This window comes from Carnobacterium sp. (assembly GCF_040274425.1).
This window is the reverse complement of sequence record NZ_JBEMBC010000053.1, coordinates 1-18,482: the sequence shown is the minus strand read 5'-3', so window position 1 is coordinate 18,482 and position 18,482 is coordinate 1. Positions and strand designations below refer to the sequence as shown.

Genomic DNA, 18,482 nt, shown 5'->3' with positions numbered 1-18,482 from the left:
ATTAGCTTCAATGTTTACTAAGTAACAGATTATTTTGCAGAAGGGCGATTTATTTACACAAACTTATTGACGCTCTCTTATAGTTCTTTATAGTTCTTTATAGTTCTTTATAGTTCTTTATAGTTCTTTATAACATTTTCAACTGTAAAGCCATATTTTTCGATAACTTCTTCTCCAGGACCAGCTGCTCCAAAAGTATCAATACTCATTATAGCACCTTTTGATCCAGCATATTCTCTCCAACCGAGTTTAGAGCCCATTTCTATCGTCAATCGTTTTTGAATAGCACTTGGTAAAACAGATTCTCTATACTCTTTTGTTTGTTTTTCGAATAAATCCCAAGATGGCATACTGACAACTGTTACATGAATATTTTCGTCAGCCAGTTTACTTTGCGCTTTGATGGCTAATGATACTTCAGATCCAGCAGCAATAAGAATTCCGCTTAGTTCTTCTTTAGCTTCAGAAATAACATAGGCTCCTTTTTTTACACCTTTAGATATAGTATTATTTGTATTTTCGAGTGTAGGTAAACCTTGTCTGCCTAATACAATCATTGTTGGTTTATCCTTTTGCGTTAAAGCAATCTTCCATGCTTCTTTTGCTTCGTTTGCATCAGCTGGTCTAATCACTGAAAGATTAGGCATTGCTCTAAAAGCAGCTAACTGTTCTACTGGTTGATGTGTTGGTCCATCTTGTCCAACCGCAATACTATCATGTGTAAAGACATAGGTTACTGGTACTTTCATTAATGCAGATAGCCGAACTGCTGGTCGTAAATAATCAGAGAAAACAAAAAATGTACTTACAAATGGTCTTAGGTGATGTAAAGCCATTCCATTTGCAATACCGCCCATAGCAAACTCTCTAACACCAAACATTACATTACGACCTACATAGTTTGTCTTTGTAAAATTATCATAGTTTGTTAATCTTGTCTTTGTTGAAGCATCCAAATCAGCAGATCCTCCAACTAATTCAGGTATATTAATCGCTAATGCGTTTAAGATTTCACTTCCACTAGCTCTTGTTGCTTTAACTTCTCCCTCAGTGTATAGAGGCAAATTATCGTCCCAATTTTCTGGAAGCTTGCCTGCTATAATTCTTTTTAATTCTTTAGCTAAATCAGGATACTTTTCTTCATATTGATTAAATAAGTGATCCCATTCTTGTTCTTTTTCTTGTCCATTTTTTTGAATCGTTTTAAAATCCTCATAAACTTCTTTTGGTACATGAAATTCGTCGTATTCCCAACCGTAAAATTCTTTAGCTTTATTTATTTCCTCGACGCCCATTGGATCACTATGAACTTCGCTTGTTCCTTGAAGAGTAGGAGCACCATAACCGATCGTTGTTTTTATTTCGATGATAGTTGGCTTGTTTGTTTCTGCTTTTCCTTCATTGATTGCTTTTTCGATTGCTTCAATATCATTGCCATCTTCAACTAGCAAGTATTGCCAATTCATTGACTCAAAACGTTTTTGAATATTTTCAGAAAAAGAACGATCTAAATCACCATCTAAGCTAATATCATTTGAATCGTACATTACGATTAAGCGTCCTAGACCCACATGACCTGCAAATGATGCTGCCTCATAAGACACGCCTTCCATTAAGTCTCCATCTCCACAGATAGTGTACGTAAAATGATTTACAATTGGAAACCCTTCTTTATTAAATGTTTCTGCCAAATGTCTTTCAGCTAATGCCATTCCTACACTTTGAGGAATCCCTTGTCCTAATGGTCCAGTTGTAGCTTCAACTCCTGGAGTAACACCATATTCAGGATGTCCTGGTGTCTTACTATCCCATTGTCTAAACCGTTTTATCTCATCTAATGATAAATCGAAACCTGAAAAATGCAATAAAATATATTGCAGTAGGGATCCATGTCCAGCTGATAAAATAAAGCGGTCTCTATTAAACCAATTTGGATTTTTAGGATTTATATTCATTACCTTTTTCCAAAGACTATAAGCCATAGAAGCTGCACCCATCGGCATGCCAGGATGTCCATGTTGAGCTTTTTCTACACTATCCATTGTAATTGAACGAATAGCATTGATCGATAATTCTGAAATTGAAGTACTTGTTTTCATTATTATTTTCCCTCCATAGTTTAGTATAATTTTTTTAAAGCGTTCTCATTGTAAAAATCTAGAAAAAAAGTGAATACATCAATATTGAGTATCCACTTTTTATTCATAGTAGTCTTATTTAATAGTTAACGTTATTTTGCTTCTTTTACTTCAGCAGTTTTCTTTTTAAAAGGTATTGCCATTAATGCAAGAATAACAATTAAACTCACAACGATAGCGATTGGTCCTGCATAGTTAGCTAATGTTCCAAAGAATAGACCACTAACACCAAAATCAGCATCAGAGAAGGTTGTACTTGCAAAACCTAAATCTCCTAATACAGGCATTAATAACAACGGTAAGAATGAAACAATTACACCGTTAACGAAAGAACCAGCTACTGATCCTTTGATTCCACCTGTAGTGTTTCCAAATACCCCTGCTGCAGCTCCTGTAAAGAAATGTGGAACTACTCCTGGTAAAATAACCGTACTTCCTACAGCCAGCATAATAGCTAAGCTAACAATTCCTCCTACAAAACTAGAGAAGAATCCGATCAATACTGCATTTGGAGCAAACGTAAAGATTATAGGAACATCAAGTGCTGGTTTAGCATTTGGAACCAATTTTGTAGAGATTCCTTTAAATGCTGGAACAATTTCTGCTAAAACTAAACGAACTCCAGCTAGGATCACAAACACACCAGCTGCAAAATTACCTGCTTGAATCAGTGAGAATACTAAGAAGTTTGTTCCTCCACTAAGTTCTGCTTCAATAAATTGAGGACCCGCAAATAGTGCAACAATAAAGTACATAACAATCATAGTAATTGCAATACTTACTGTACTGTCACGTAAAAAACCAAGCCCTTTTGGAAAGTTAATGTTTTCAGTAGAGTGTTCTTTATCCTTTTTAAAAATTCTTCCAACATAACCACTTACTGCATAACCTACTGCACTAAAATGTCCAAGTGCAACATTATCATTTCCAGTTAATTCACGCATAAATGGTTGAACGATGGCTGGCGATAAAGTCATAATAATACCTAACGCTACAGAACCCGCGATAATTAATGGAATTGTATTAAATCCAGCTACTGCCATTATTACAGCTAACATACAAGCCATATATAAGGTATGATGTCCTGTCAAAAAGATGTATTTAAATCTGGTAAATCGTGCAATTAGAATATTAGCAACCATTCCAAAGAACATGATTAATGCTGTATTTGTTCCATATTCTGTTAAAGCTAATGCAACAATAGCTTCGTTATTCGGAACTACTCCTGCGATATTAAAAGCTTCTTGGAACATTAAACCAAAAGGCGCCAAAGAGGTTTCTAAAATTCCTGCACCTGCTTGTATTACTAAGAAACCAACAAATGTTTTAATCGTTCCTTTTATGATATCTGACGATTTTTTCTTTTGCACTAGAAGACCAATAAGTGCAATAAAGGCTACTAAAATGGCGGGTTCACTTAATACGTCAATTAAAGTATTCATATTCTTTCTATCTCCTATTCATTTATCATTTTTTTTGAACTAATTTTATAGCATACCCTTTTCTTCAAGTGCTTTTTTAACTTTTTCTCTTAATTCATCAATGTCAATAATGCTGTCTAAAATAACAATGTTCCCTAATTGTTCTCCACCTTCAGCGATATCTTTAGCTAAGAAAAATATATCTGCATCTCCTGGTTGTGCAGAACTCAAGTCAGAATGAGAAACTTCTACATCTGTAACGCCTAACTCACCTAGTACTTGATTAATATTCATTTCCACCATAAAACTTGTTCCTAATCCTTGGCCACAAACTGCTAAAATTTTCATTATTCATCTTCTCCTTTTTTTATAATACTAATAATTTCTTCTGCTGTTTTTGATTCTTTAATTGCAGTTAATGTTGCATCATTGCTTAAAAGTTTAGTTATTTGTGCTAATGCTTTTAAGTGTGCTTGATTATCAATAGCGGCTAAACAAATAAAAATATCAATTTTATGTTCTTCTTTATCTAATAACAGTACGGGGGTCGTTGTTCTTAAAAAAGAAATACCTAAACTGTTTACCCCTTCTTCAGGTCTTGCATGTGGTATCGCAATTCCTTTACCTATATGGATATAGGTTCCAATTTCTTCGACATTCTTTATCATGGCATCCACATATTTTGACTGAACTTTATTGGATTCAACTAAAGGCTGAGCTGCTTTAGCTATTGCATTCTTCCAATCCATTTCTTCATTTGTAAATTGGATCATATCTTTAGTTAATAATTCTGAAAGCATTGGCTTATAACTCTCCTTTTCTATTTCTTTTAAATGGATAAGATCAACTATTTCCGAAATCATTTTTTTCTCTTCTTTTACTTCGGTATATTTATGAATTATTTTCATTAACTGATCCATTGAAATATTTTTTAAATTTAGTCTTGGAAATTGAGTAGCTACAGATTGAATAAGGTGATTTTTTTCTATATCCGTTAATAATGGCTTAACTCGATAAACAGGTTTGATTGAAATAACTTCGACTGTTGAAAAAATCAAATCATAATCAGTAATAGGTATATGATAAACTTGTTCAATAGAATGTACCCGCGAGAATTGAATGCTTGGAAACATGTCCTGTAATTGGGAACGCAACATAATTGAAGTGCTAATACCATTCGAGCAGACAATTAATGCATTTATTTTTTCTGGTTATTTTTCTTTGTTTTTCTCTAGATAACCACCAAAGTGTAATGTAAAAAAGCTTATCTCAGTTTCACTAATTATTTTTCCTGTCAAAGCTGACAAAGGATCCAAGGCTCTTTTTACAAATTCAAATAAATCAGCATATTCTGTCTTTATTCTTTTTATCATTGGATTAACCAACGGAATTTCAAATGTAATTCTAAAAAAGGCTGGAACAAGATGGTTATATAAACTACTTTTTAATTGCTTTTTATTGCTAATTGGCAATAATGTGCTTTTTTCAAATTCTTCGATAATTTGTTCAGCTAATTCTTCAAGAAAAGGATTTTCTTTGTCCTCTATTTCTTGTTGAGTTATCAATAATTGAATAGTTAAAAAATACGCAACCATTCTATTTTTTTCATCAAACAAAGAAATTGCCAATTGTTTCCCTTTTTCAAACAACAATTGTCTTTGCAACAATTGTTTTTCAAATTCAGTATACTCAAGCTTTGCAGTCTTATTCCTTAATTTAACAAAAAGAATATGCAGAATCATTTCGGCTTTTCTACTTTTAACGAGTTTCAAATGATTCTTTTTTATTAACTCTTCAACTGACTGTTGAACGAGTACAAGTTCTTCCTCTTTTCTCCATGCTTTTATGATTAAAATGATCAGTTCTTTCCCAAAAGGTTGTGATAGTAAATAATCGATACAATAAGAAGCAAATTGCCATTTACCATTCTCACTACCTTTTAAGTAGTACCCCTCCTTCCTTGAATATGCTAGGCTAATATCCCACTCTTCACAATTCAGCTTCGTTTTTTTCACATCAGTTAAAGCAGTATTTTTACTTACACCTAGCAATAATTGATAATGATAATTTGATACTGGCTCACTTCTTATATAGGTATACAAGTAAATTAAAAGACTTCGAGTATCTTCAGCTATAACGAATTGTTTTGCATTAATATCTAATGGTAAACCTGTTTGGATTCGCTTCTTTAATTTTTTATCTATAAAGAAATCTTGGTTCTCTATTTTAATCATAGGCAAGTTCATCATTTGCAATGTATCGTTAACTTTGTCTAAATCATACTGAAGTTGTCTTTCGGTTATGTTTAATCCTCTCATAACTTCAAATTTACTCATCTTATCATGTATCGTTATTTCTTCGAATAGCTTATAAGCTCTTTCATCAAACAAAAGAGTACCTCCTCTTCATAAATTAACTATAATAGTCTACTCGCTCTATATCAATTGGATTTAAACCCAACTTTTGTAATCGTTTTCTTGATTCATTGTGCTCACCTTAGTCTCTGTATGATTAAATTTATCCGCTTTCAACTAAATAAAGCGAGTCTAATCCTGATGAATAGTGGATTAGACTTGCTTTATTTTTTTCTAATTAAGTTAAATTTCACGCTCGATCTTTTATCCACCTAATGTAATATCTTGACCTTGATACCATTGCAGTGCTGCATGTACTTGATCGAGATTGTAATCCGGCCACATTTCTTCAGCTACATAAAAATCTGAGTAGATCGATTGGATCGGCAAGAATCCACTTAATCTTCTTCTGCCGCCCCATCGTATGATAAGATCCATTCTTGAGATATCTGAAGATGCAATATTTTTTGTGAAATCTTGTTTAGAATCAGAATCATTTTGTTTTATGCCATAGTTTAAATCCCAATTCCAGCCATAATTCACTAAAAAGTTGATTTTCATTAATCCTTTTCCGAATTTAGTCCGTTTAGTATAAGGGAGTAATTCTTTTGGAAACAGTGGGGAATTAGTATTTCCAACAACCAGCAGATCAGCATCCCTGTCTTTCAATTTATTGACCGCATCTACGCAAGCCTTTTGAAAAGCTTTTGTTTGTTCAGCTGGTCGCTTGGTGTTGTCTACAGTAAAACCATAAAAAGTCATTTCTTCAATGCCTAATTCTAAACAAAGATGATACAATTCTAATCCAGGTTCTATACCAAATTTGTAACCTTCTTGCTTTTTAAAACCATTTTCTTGAGCCCATCGTCTATTGCCATCTGGAATAATACCAATATGTTTAGGCAGACGTTTGTATGTTGCCATTTGATTTCCCCCTTTAACTCATCCTCTTATTATTGTAACTGAATTCGTATTAAATAAATAATAAATTACTTTATTCTATGAAAAAACCTCTCAAAATAATTTCTTTTGAGAGGTTTTTTTATTTAACTTTTTTATTTAACTCTTGTCTTTCACTATAAATGAACGAAGAGCATATCCAGTGATAGTCTTTTCTACTTTTTTATTTAAATACTTAAAGTTAAATGAATGGTTCATTTCGTTTGTAAAATATCTTAACGTAAACACTTCTTCTCCTTTATTCAAAAACATCTCTACCATTGAGCTTTCAATCAACAACCGTAATTCTATCAAATCATTTGTTAAAAAAGTTGTTCTTTCTTCTTTATTATTTGTCAGCCAATTTGTTCGAATAACGGTTAGTTTTTTGTTTACTGCTTGATAGTGGATCTCAATTTCATTTCTTAAATGGATAACAAAATCCATTGCTGCAGAACCCCACTCAATAAGAATATCTTGTTGGAGTGACGTTAACGTAAGGCTTTCATCTTGGATACTTTTGCTAACAACAGGATTTATTTCTCTTAAATGAGTTGTTTCAGCAATAGGGTATTGGATAAGTTTTCCATTCTCATATTTCACCTCTCTTGGGATCGACAAGGCATGCAACCAACCGTTCTTTCTAGTAGGCACAGCTGCTTCTACTTCTGGTTCCATCACACCTACCCATCCATATAGAATCGTGCGTCCAGCGTGATCATTAAAGGTTTGTGGCGCATAAAATTCAAAACCATGATCCAGTTCTTTAAAGGGTTGATTATCCTTTACAAATTTACCATCATGCAATTTCCCTGTAAAATAACCAGATTGGTAAATATTATTGTATTTTTCTCCTTCCGCTTTTAAACCTTGCGGAGAAAATGAAAATACATCTTTATCAGTAAATTTCAAAACATCCGGGCACTCCCACATGTACCCTAATGAGAGCGGTTCATCCAACAACGATCCAGTTAGAGTCCAGTCGATTAAATTAGTAGATTGGTACATTAATGCATCACCCGTTAAGGTTTCTTCTTTTTGTGCTCCTAAGATCATCCACCAGTTGCCATCTATTCCTTGCCAAACTTTTGGATCTCTAACATGAGCAGTATAACCTTTTATTGGGTGCTCTAAAACCGGTCCCTTTTTCTCAAAATGGATACCATCTTCTGAAATAGCTAAGCATTGATAGCTTTTGCGTTCTCCATCTTCTCCTCGAACGTTTCCAGTGTAGAATAGATACAGTTTTCCTTCAAACACAATGGCACTACCAGAGTAGCATCCGTCTTTATCATACCAATCAATAGGTTCCAGCGCTGGCTGATAAGTCTCCCAACGGATAAAATCTTTCGTTGTCATATGTCCCCAACTTTTTGACTGGTGTGTTGTATCCGTTTGATTCCATTGATAGAAGACATGATAAACACCTTTGTAATAAACGAGTCCGTTTGGATCATTTAGCAATCCATGAGGTGGTCGAATATGATAGGCCAACTCGTATTGCTCCATTTTATTGGTTTGTTTCATAAATCTATACGTCCTTTCAGCCTTCAATTTCTTCTCTCATTTTGTCGCTGTAACCAAATAAATAAGTTAATGTAAATGCTACAGCAATTGCGATAACATTACCTAAAATGTAGAGAAGGATTTGATCATTCAAGTAAAGTAGTGTTCCTGGTATAACGGTTAGAGACATACCGGTTGCTTCCAATCCAACTAAGTCTCCAAAGAAACCACCGACTCCACCACCAACTAGTCCAAAGACAAAAGGTTTAACGTAACGTAAATTTACCCCGAATACAGCTGGCTCCGTTATCCCTAAGAAAGCAGATAATGTTGAAGGATATGCTAATGCTTTTAATTTTTTAGATTTTGTTTTCATCGCTACTGCTAATGTTGCTCCACCTTGTGCTGCAACACTGGCTGTAATAATTCCGTTATATGGATTCACACCTGTATTTGCTAATAATTGAATTTCTAAGAAATTGAAGAGGTGATGAATTCCGGTTACAACAATCAATTGATTTATTGCACCTAGGACTAAACCAGCCAAACCAAATGGCAATCCTAATATCCAAATGGTTGCATTTAATACAACTTCTTCTAAAGAATGGAAGACCGGTCCAATAACAAATAACGATAAGATACTCATGATCAATAATGTCGCAAATGGCGTAATCAATAAATCTAATGTTTCAGGTACATATTTCCGGAGCCATCTTTCCAATTTTGCACCTACAAAACCAGCGATAAAGGCCGGTAACACGGTTCCTTGATAACCAACGACTGGAATAAAGCCAAACATCGTAATGGGGTCTACTGTTCCACCAGCTACTTCATAAGCATTTGGAAGAGAAGGATTGACTAACATTAATCCTAAAACGATCCCAATAACTGGAGATCCACCGAATACTTTAAATGAAGACCAAGCAACTAAAGCTGGTAGAAAAGCAAAAGCTGTATCCGTTAACACTTGAGTATATAATAAGAAATTAGGGCTGATATCTGTTGGTACCATTCCAAAAACGGCCAGAACTTGTTCTTGTGTTAACAATCCTCGTAATCCCATAAATAATCCGGTTGCAACTAAGACAGGAACAATTGGGACAAACACATCACCAAATGTCCGAATCATACGTTGAAATATATTCCCTTGTTTCTTAGATTCTTTTTTCATTTCACCCGTAGAACCTTCATTCACTCCTAAACCAACAACTTCTTCATAAATTTTATTAACGGTACCGGTTCCAAAAATAATTTGAAATTGTCCAGAATTATAAAATGCGCCTTTTACTTTTTCAATGCCTTCTACTGTATTCTTATCAATTTTATTTTCATCGTTTACCATGATCCTTAATCTAGTTGCACAATGAGCTACAGAACGAATATTTTCTTTTCCACCAACTGCTGCAATAACTTCCTTTGCTATTTCTTTATTATTCGACATGACTTTTCCTCCTTTTCATTTTTGGAACCGGTTTCTATTTTTAGTTTAACCGATTTCATTTAATTTGTCTACAAATTTACTTTATACTTTTAAATACTCTATAGTGCTCTAATTCTATTTTTTTACAGCGATATATTTATAAAAAAACCAACCCTATCTCCGTTTATCTAAGATAGGGTTGGTTTCAGATTATATTTCACTTTATTTTTTTAGATAACACTTTAAAACCATAAGGCTCTAAAGTGACTTCACCAGATAAACTTGTGCCATTCAAATGATCATTTACTGTTTCTGTTAAGCTAATTTTTTGTTCTTTTTCTGAAAAATTCATTACAAATGTAACATCTTCTTCTTCAGTTTCACGAGTTTGAACAGATACTCCTTTATCATGCTGAATGAATAATTTTGGTTTCAAATTCAGCTCTTCTATTATTCCTTCATAAAAGTCTTCATAAAAACTATGCTCTAATCGCCCACCAATATAGTATGCTTCACCTTTTCCATAAGCATGCTTCGTAATAGCTGGAGTATGAGCATAAAAATCTTCCTGATAAGTGCCTATAACCGTTGCATCCTTAACTTCCATTATAGTAGCGTACTCATTTAAGAGATAATTTTTACCTTTATACTGAATTTCATTTTTATCTGTAGGATAAAGTGTATCAGTTTCCAAAGGCTTCATTCCAAAAATTTCCTGTAATTGCTCAGGCCAACCTCCTAGGTAAGCTAAGTCATGTTCATCAACTAAACCAGTCATATAGCCTGAAATAAGGATACCTCCATTTGAGACAAAGGATTTTAACCGATTGATTGTTTCTTTACTCATTAAATACAACATGGGTACTACCAATAATTTATAAACTGAAAAATCTTGTTCTTTTGTAATCACATCAACTGGAATATCTCTTTCCCAAAATGAGCGATATTGTTTTTGGATTGTTTGTGGATATTGCTTTGTTTCTAATCCAAAGCCTTGTGCATGATCTAATGCCCAGTTGCTTTCCCAATCATATAAAAAAGCAACTTCCGCTGAACGCGTACTTCCTACAACATTGTCTAGTTTTTTGAGAACTGCTCCTACATCTGATACATCTTTAAACACTCTATTTTCTGGACTTTTATCGTGATCTACAACTGCTCCATGAAATTTTTCCGAAGATCCTCTTGATTTACGCCACTGAAAATACATAATACTATCTGATCCATGAGCTAGCATTTGCATAGAAGACAATAAGTGCATTCCCGGTCTTTTGGCTTTATTTACTGGGTGCCAGTTTACACCACTTGGGGTAGACTCCATCAAAATGAAAGGTTGTTGTTTTAAACTTCTATATAGATCATCAATAAAGGCGACTTTTGATGCGAGTTCCGCTGTACTTTCCCAGTCATTGTGCCAAGCAGGATAAGCATCCCAACTGATAACGTCAACATGTTTGGCAAACTTACTGTAATCCAAGCTTTGGAATGGAATCAAATCAGTAGTGTCTGCCATAAAGTTTGTTGTTATCGGGATTTCAGGTGTCAGCTCTCTCATAGGAACAATTTCATTTTCATAAAAATCTATTGTTTGGTCTGTAACAAATCGGTGCCAATCTAGGTTCAATCCATGTACTGCATTTTCTCCAATCGGGGAAGGAGATTGTATTTGAGACCAACTAGTAAACGTGTGGCTCCAAAAAGGCCCCCACCAAGCATCATTTAATGCTTTTAAGTCTGCGTTGTATTCTTTCTTCAGCCACTCTCTAAACGCTTCTTGACAGAGATCACAATGGCACTCTCCCCCATATTCATTCGATATATGCCACATAATCAATGCTGGGTGATCTCCATACCGTTCAGCCAGTTTTCGATTCATTTTTTGTGTTTTCTCTCTATAAACTTTTGAACTAAAACAGTGATTGTGTCTTGCTCCTTGAAGTTGTTTTTGACGATTTTCATTTACTCGTAACACTTCAGGATATTTTTCTGACATCCAAGCAGGACGTGCCCCACTTGGAGTTGCTAAAATAATATTGCCTCCATTTTGATGGATATCCTCAATTATTTTATCCATCCATTCAAACGTATAACTGTCTTCTTCTGGTTCCAAAGCACTCCATGCAAATATTCCAATAGAATACGTATTCGTATTCGCTAACTTCATTAAAGTTAAATCCTCTGCTAAAATATCCGGACAATCCAACCATTGATCTGGATTATAGTCCCCTCCGTGCAGTAAAAAATTTGCTTTAGTTACTTGCTTTTTCGTTCGTTCATTCATTTACTTATCGCTCCTTTCTGACTAACAGAACTAATTTTAGTATGTGTAATTTCTTTATTGTTTTTAAATCTCTGTTATCCCTTTGTTCCTCCCGCAGTTAAACCAGCAACAAAGTTTTTTTGCAATAGGACAAAGATAATAGCTACTGGGATACTGATCAATATAGCTCCAGCGGCAAATGTTGTATAACTTCCTCCTTGCACATCATTTACTAAGTTAAATAATCCAATTGGAAGAGTATAGGATTCCGTATTCCTCAAAATTACTGAAGACAATACAAAATCTCCCAATGGTCCAGTAAATCCATTCATTGCAACTACTGCTAACATTGGTTTTGCGAGGGGCATAATTATTTGTAAAAAGATTCGAGTAGGACCTGCGCCATCCATTCGGGCACTTTCATCTAAATCAATTGGTATGGAATCCATGTATCCTTTCATTAGATAAGTATTCATTGGTATTTGTCCTCCTGTATATAAAACGATCAGCAACCAATGACTGTTCATTAATCCTAACATTTGAGCTAATACATAAAGGGCTATCAAAGCTGAAAATTGTGGAATCATTTGCAATAACAGAAAAAGTGTTAAACCATTCTTCCTTCCTTTAAACCGGAACCTTGAAAAAGCATAACCTGTAAATGAAACACTGATAACCGTAAATATCATAGTAAAAACACTGATTTTCATTGAATTCATATACCATTGAACATATGGTAAATTTTTATTTCCCGCGAATAATTCTCTGTAATGATATAAAGTTGGATTTTCTGGAATTAGAGTTGTACTCACTAGACTATTTCCTGGATTAAAACTTGCTCCAACTGTCCAAAGTAATGGATAGATAATGGCTGCCATTACAATAACTAAAATCAAATACGTAAAGAATAAACGAGTGAACTTTTGTTTTTTTGCATTACTCATTATTATTCGCCTCCCTTGAACGAACTAGTTCGTCTAAATTGCCATAACGCAATAGTAATAACGAAGACAGAGAGTAAGATCGTCAGTGCAGCAGCTAAAGAATATTGGCTAGATTGCATGGTTAATTTATATATCCAAGAAACTAAAATATCTGTTCCTCCTGCAGTTGAACCAGGAACTGCAGGTCCGCCTCCATTAAAGAGATAGATGATATTGAAGTTATTGAAATTAAATGTGTATTGCGTAATAATAATTGGCGCGATAGATGTTAATAGTAATGGCAAGGTAATATGTTTGAATTTCCCAAAAGATGAGGCTCCATCAATCGTAGCTGCTTCATACAAGTCTTCTGGAATAGATTGAAGTACACCTGTAGTCACAACAAAAATATATGGAAATCCTAACCAACCTTGCATCATTAATAACGCGATCCTTGTCCAGTTCGCATTTGTCATCCAAGGGATAGCATCAAGTCCAAAACCAGCTAGAATAGTCGTATTAATTGCTCCGAAACTATCATTAAACATTCCCGCAAAAATCAAAATTGTTACAAATCCTGGTACTGCCCACGGCAATACTAATACAGTTCGAATGATTTTTTTTAATCGCAAGTCTTTTTGATTAACTAAAACAGCCATAAATATTCCTAATGCTACTTGCAATGTTGAAGCAACAACAGTCCATACAATTGTCCAACCTAGGACGTCTATAAAAGTTGAACGCCAAATATCCACTGTGAAAATATTTTTAAATGTGTCTAATCCTACCCATTGAACTAAATTTGCCGGTGGCGAATTATACAAATTGTAATTTGTAAAAGCTAAGGCAAAACTAAATAAAATCGGAAATATAACAGCGAAAATTAAGATGAATAAAGCTGGTCCACTGATAACATACGGATATCCTTGATCAATCAATTGATGGTATTGTTCTTTGATTGAATTTAATGGCAAGTTTTCATCACGTAATTTTCCATTTGCATAGGCGTCTCTTAGATTTATGTAATACAATGCAACGCCAAATACCGTTACTATAATAGCAATAATACCTTCCGCTAAAAGAAATATAGAGTTATCTCGAGGTACTTCCGTTCCTAATGTAAATAATCCCCAAAATCCCATATTCAATAAATCTGCAAAAGCTATACCAAAGGCAATTGCTCCAATCAAGAATACCAAACCTTTAACAATCTGCTTGTTATAAAATTGACCAATTCCTGGAATAATGGATAACGTTGTAGCTACTTTTCGGTGTTCCAATATTTTCACCCTCTTTTATTATTAAAATAAAAAAATGGGACAGCTCTTCTTAATTTAGAAAAGTTTATTTTTTCGCCCCATTTTCTTACTATTAATCTATTTTTTAATTTCCACTATGATTTGCTTCTATTTGTCCCTTTATCGTTTCAACAGCTTGTGTTAAAGCTTCTTTAGGAGTAGCTTTTTCTGTTGCAATGGTTTGTAGTGCTGAGTCTACAGGTAACCAAACTTCATTCATTTCAGGAATATTTGGTGTTAATTCTGAGTATTGAGATTGCTCTGCTACGGCTTGTGAACTTTCATTTTCTAATACTGCAGGATCAGTAGCTAAAGACTGTATAGCAGGTACCTCTAAAGTTTTTTCATAGCGAACTTTTGAATTTTCTTCATTTGCTAGGAATGTTACAAATTCTTGTGCTAATTCTGCATTTTCAGAATATGAACTAACGTTATAGCTTTTCACTCCAATAAATGAACTCATGTTTTCCCCATTTGAAAGTTTAGGTAACGCCATAACACCATAGTTAATTCCAGCATCTTTATACGGTCCTAAATTCCAAGGTCCTGAAATAACAGCAGCTGCTTTTCCTTCTGAGAAAAGAGAGTCTAAAACACTGATTCCTTGCTCTCCGATTATACCTGTTGGAAATAACCCTTCACTATAGAATTTTTGGATATATTCTGCCCCTTCAATTGCTCCTTTATTGTTGATACCAATATCAGACACATCATAATTTCCATCAGCATCTTGTCCAAAGACATAGCTGCCGTAACCACCTAAAACACTTTGTGCATAATATATTTGATCCCACAAAGCTAGCAATCCATAATTGTCCTCTTTTGTTAATTCTTTAGACAAATCAAACCAACCATCTATATCCGTTGGAACGTCTTCTTCAGCAATAATATCTTTATTATAATAAAGAACAGTCGTTTCAACTGCTTTAGGTAATCCATATACTTTGCCATCTACAATTTGTGATTGCATAGCTGATTCTGTGTAAAGAGATTGAGTATCTTCTCCAACTTCTAACTCTTTTAATAATCCTTCAGTTACCAAAGTTCCTACTTGATCTCCTGGAATAGTAACAACATCAGGACCCGTTCCTGCTGGTCCATCTAAACGTAAATCTTCATTTTGAGAAGCGTATGCTTTTTCTACTACTTCAATTGTCACATCATTTTCTTCTTCAAACTTTGCAACAGCTTCTTCAATACCTTCTGACTTATCTACATCTTCCCAAATAAGTAAATCATAATCATTATTATTTTTTTTATTAGTTGTATCTGATTCAGTACCGGAACTTTCGCTTGGACCACAACCAGCTAACGTTAATCCCAATGTAATAGCCCCAATTAAGCTAACAAATCTTTTATACTTTCCCATCCTTAAACACTCCCTCACACATTTTTTAAAGCAGTTTACGTTCAAAAAAGTGCAACCGCTTTCTAAAAATAATATATCACAACTTGTAAAAATAGTAAATAAAATATTTTACTATTTTTACAAGTTAATTTTAGTAAAACATTTTACCAATAAAAAAATAACCATTTATTCCTTTATTTTAAAGGGAATAAATGGCTTGCAAGTTGCTATTAGGTACTTTTCCGAATAATTAAATTTGCGCCCAAAATAACAGTTTTTACAATACGACGTTTTTCTATAATTCGTTCTAATAATAATTCAATGGCATTTTTGCACATTTCATGAGTATCTATAGCATACGTAGTTAATGGAGGTGAAATGTACTTTGTTACACTGATGTTATTCATACTGATCATACTCACACGATCAGGAACAGCTATCCCAATTTCATTTAAAGCTTGCAGACAACCAACAGCAATTGGATCAGCGGCAATAAAAAAGGCAGTAGGCAAGTTATCTCCAAGTTCAGTGATTGCTTGATTCATTAGTTCATAGCCTGAATCTACAGAGAATCTACGTTTACTAAAGATATATTCTTCCTTTAATAAGTTTTTATTCTCTAAATAACGTCTAAACTTCCGTTCTCGAATATCCATTTCATCTTCATCTGTATCAGGATTATGATAATTCCCACCTATAAATCCAATTTCTGTATGACCTTTATCAATAAAGAAATCAATTGCTCGTTCAGTTATACGTATAAGATCTGGTCGGACTGAATCATAGTGATCAGGATCTGGGGCAGTATCTAAAAACACTCCACACGATGTCAATTTTCTTAAGTGAGCTAATTCCTTAGAAGAAAAACCACCTATAGCTATAAATCCTTCAATGTTAGTTGGGATATTTTTGATTCCTTCAGTAATTTTATAAGTTATAAGTTCAATATTATTTTTTTTAGCTAATGTTTCAATTTCTAAACGTATTTGCTTAAAATAAACATCTTCTAGCTCTTCTTTATCTGTCAACCAATAAAGAAAAGCAATATTCTTTACTTGAGGTTGCACTATTTTTTTTCGGTAATTTAATTTATCGGCTGCTTCAAATATTTTTTCTCTTGTTTCATCCCCAACAGATAATTTGGGGTCATTATTTAATACCCGCGAAACAGTGGCGATAGAATAACCGGATTCCAGTGCAACTTCTTTTATAGTCGCCATTTCTTTCACACTCCTGATCTATTAATTGTATCTATTATCAGTATAGCCTAACGATTAGCTTTTTTAAACGAAATGATAGAAAATGGTTGTTTTTAGTAAATTATTTTACTATATACTTGAATCGTATATAATAGCATTACTTTTTTCATTTTATTTCTATTCAGAAACGAAAAGAAAAGAAAAACTCCTCAATAAAAAAATTAAGGAGTTTTTCTAGTTAACTGAATAGTCGACTCTCTAGCAATCAACTCATTAGGTAATTCAATAGTGATTAGTTTATCTTCACCTTCAATTAAACTAATAAGGTTCGCCACTGAAACTGAACCTAATTCTTCATATGGGTATTTTACAGTTGTAATAGTTGGTGTAACGATTGATGTAACTTCGTAGCCACCAAATCCAGACAATGAGAAATCTTCTGGAATCGTTAATCCTAATGTGTGCGCAGCTTTCATAACAGCTAACGCGATATTATCAGTCGCACACAAAATATACGTAGCCGTTGTTTCTGTCAATACACTCATCGCTTTTCCATACGCTTTTGAAAAGGAAAAACTTGTTTCAACAACTTCAACAGTCGTCTCTGGAGAGCTTTTCAACGCATCTAAAACGCCTTTTGATCTCAACTGCCCTACTGCCTCATCTTCTTCAAGGACGGTAAAATACAAAAATGTTTTGTGACCTAAATCAGTTGCATAACTTCCCATTTTAAACCCAGCTTCATACTCTTGATGAACGATCGTATTTAATCCATCTGCAGATTGTCCCAGTAGCAAAACCGGAATGTTGACGTCTGCTATAGCTTTTCGATGAGCTGGGGTTACAACTGTAGCCAAAAGGATGATCCCATCTACTTTTTGTTTTGCCAACGTATAAATATTTTCTACTTCACGTTTAACATTTTGATTTGTGTTTGTAATAATTAATTGATATTGTTTATTCCTTAGTTCTTCATCAATACTTGCTAAAATAGTATTGGTTGCAAATGAATCCAATCTAGGAATGATGGTACCTATCATCTTTGTTTTTTTCGCTTTTAAACTTTGCGCAAAAGTATTCGGTGCATAGCCGGTTTCACTAACAATTTGATCTAACTTGGCTCTCGTTTTTTTACTAACGGATCCGCCATTCAAATACCTGGAAACCGTACTTTTAGCTACCCCAGCTTTATGAGCGATATCTTTTATGGTCACCATCTTGTCACCCTACGTTTCTTTGATCTTTACTCATTATTTTTCTTCAATAGCCATCAACAAGCAACCCATTATTCCTGCATTATCTTCCAGTTTTGGAGTTACAATGTACTCATCTAAAGAAGGAGTCGCAACATAACCAGCCATCAATTGAGTAAATTGTTCTTTGATCATAGAGAGCAATTGAGTTTGTTTCATAACCCCACCGCCCAAAATGATTTTTTCAGGGCTAAGAATCAATGTATAATTCACTAGAGCTTGTGCTAAATAGAACGCTTCTATCTCCCAGACTTTTTTTTCTTCTGCTAACTCATACCCTTTTTTCCCATAGCGTTTTTCAATAGCTGGGCCTGCAGCAACACCTTCTAAACAATTTCCATGATAAGGACAAACACCTTCAAAATCATCGTCAGGATGCATGCTGACTAAAAGATGACCCATTTCAGGATGCCCAAAACCGCT

14 protein-coding genes and 1 pseudogene are annotated in these 18,482 nt (G+C 34.1%); all 15 read right to left on the bottom strand.

Annotated features, from left to right (window positions below; all coding sequences use genetic code 11):
- Positions 1–107: 107 nt before the first annotated feature.
- On the bottom strand, positions 108–2,099 hold the full coding sequence (gene tkt, locus ABS911_RS10355) for a transketolase (RefSeq protein WP_350467535.1): 1,992 nt from the start codon (positions 2,097–2,099) through the stop codon (positions 108–110).
- 131 nt (positions 2,100–2,230) lie between these two features.
- On the bottom strand, positions 2,231–3,580 hold the full coding sequence (ulaA, locus tag ABS911_RS10350) for a PTS ascorbate transporter subunit IIC (protein ID WP_350467534.1): 1,350 nt from the start codon (positions 3,578–3,580) through the stop codon (positions 2,231–2,233).
- 45 nt (positions 3,581–3,625) lie between these two features.
- Positions 3,626–3,907, bottom strand: a complete 282-nt coding sequence (locus ABS911_RS10345; RefSeq protein WP_350467533.1) for a PTS sugar transporter subunit IIB — start codon at positions 3,905–3,907, stop codon at positions 3,626–3,628.
- Positions 3,907–4,716 carry a PTS sugar transporter subunit IIA gene (locus ABS911_RS10340; protein ID WP_350467532.1) on the bottom strand — a complete coding sequence of 270 codons (810 nt, stop codon included), beginning with the start codon at positions 4,714–4,716 and terminating at the stop codon, positions 3,907–3,909. The genes ABS911_RS10345 and ABS911_RS10340 overlap by 1 nt, the downstream gene beginning before the upstream one ends.
- Positions 4,717–4,770: 54 nt before the next feature.
- The gene (locus tag ABS911_RS10335) at positions 4,771–5,949 is read right to left on the bottom strand and encodes a BglG family transcription antiterminator (protein WP_350467531.1); all 1,179 of its coding nucleotides are present in this window, start codon (positions 5,947–5,949) and stop codon (positions 4,771–4,773) included.
- Positions 5,950–6,177: 228 nt separating this feature from the next.
- Positions 6,178–6,837, bottom strand: coding sequence for an undecaprenyl diphosphate synthase family protein (locus ABS911_RS10330; RefSeq protein WP_350467530.1), 660 nt, complete (start codon positions 6,835–6,837; stop codon positions 6,178–6,180).
- A gap of 135 nt (positions 6,838–6,972) precedes the next feature.
- The gene (locus ABS911_RS10325) at positions 6,973–8,379 is read right to left on the bottom strand and encodes a glycoside hydrolase family 32 protein (protein WP_350467529.1); all 1,407 of its coding nucleotides are present in this window, start codon (positions 8,377–8,379) and stop codon (positions 6,973–6,975) included.
- 40 nt (positions 8,380–8,419) lie between these two features.
- Positions 8,420–9,799: pseudogene (locus tag ABS911_RS10320) on the bottom strand (sucrose-specific PTS transporter subunit IIBC); the annotation flags it as partial.
- A gap of 196 nt (positions 9,800–9,995) precedes the next feature.
- Entirely contained in the window at positions 9,996–12,059 is a 2,064-nt protein-coding gene (locus ABS911_RS10315) for a beta-galactosidase (protein WP_350467528.1), read from the bottom strand.
- A gap of 74 nt (positions 12,060–12,133) precedes the next feature.
- Complete coding sequence (gene ganQ / locus ABS911_RS10310; RefSeq protein WP_502880529.1) at positions 12,134–12,982, bottom strand: galactooligosaccharide ABC transporter permease GanQ; 849 nt, start codon at positions 12,980–12,982, stop codon at positions 12,134–12,136.
- 2 nt (positions 12,983–12,984) lie between these two features.
- The gene (locus tag ABS911_RS10305) at positions 12,985–14,250 is read right to left on the bottom strand and encodes a carbohydrate ABC transporter permease (RefSeq protein WP_350467527.1); all 1,266 of its coding nucleotides are present in this window, start codon (positions 14,248–14,250) and stop codon (positions 12,985–12,987) included.
- 94 nt (positions 14,251–14,344) lie between these two features.
- Positions 14,345–15,628: a galactooligosaccharide ABC transporter substrate-binding protein GanS gene (ganS, locus tag ABS911_RS10300; RefSeq protein ID WP_350467526.1), complete on the bottom strand. Its 1,284-nt coding sequence runs from the start codon at positions 15,626–15,628 to the stop codon at positions 14,345–14,347.
- A 209-nt stretch (positions 15,629–15,837) separates the two neighbouring features.
- Positions 15,838–16,827: a LacI family DNA-binding transcriptional regulator gene (locus ABS911_RS10295; RefSeq protein WP_350467525.1), complete on the bottom strand. Its 990-nt coding sequence runs from the start codon at positions 16,825–16,827 to the stop codon at positions 15,838–15,840.
- Between the two features lie 200 nt (positions 16,828–17,027).
- On the bottom strand, positions 17,028–18,023 hold the full coding sequence (locus tag ABS911_RS10290) for a LacI family DNA-binding transcriptional regulator (RefSeq protein WP_350467524.1): 996 nt from the start codon (positions 18,021–18,023) through the stop codon (positions 17,028–17,030).
- 33 nt (positions 18,024–18,056) lie between these two features.
- On the bottom strand, positions 18,057–18,482 hold a 426-nt coding region (locus tag ABS911_RS10285), incomplete at its 5' end, for an ROK family protein (RefSeq protein ID WP_350467523.1).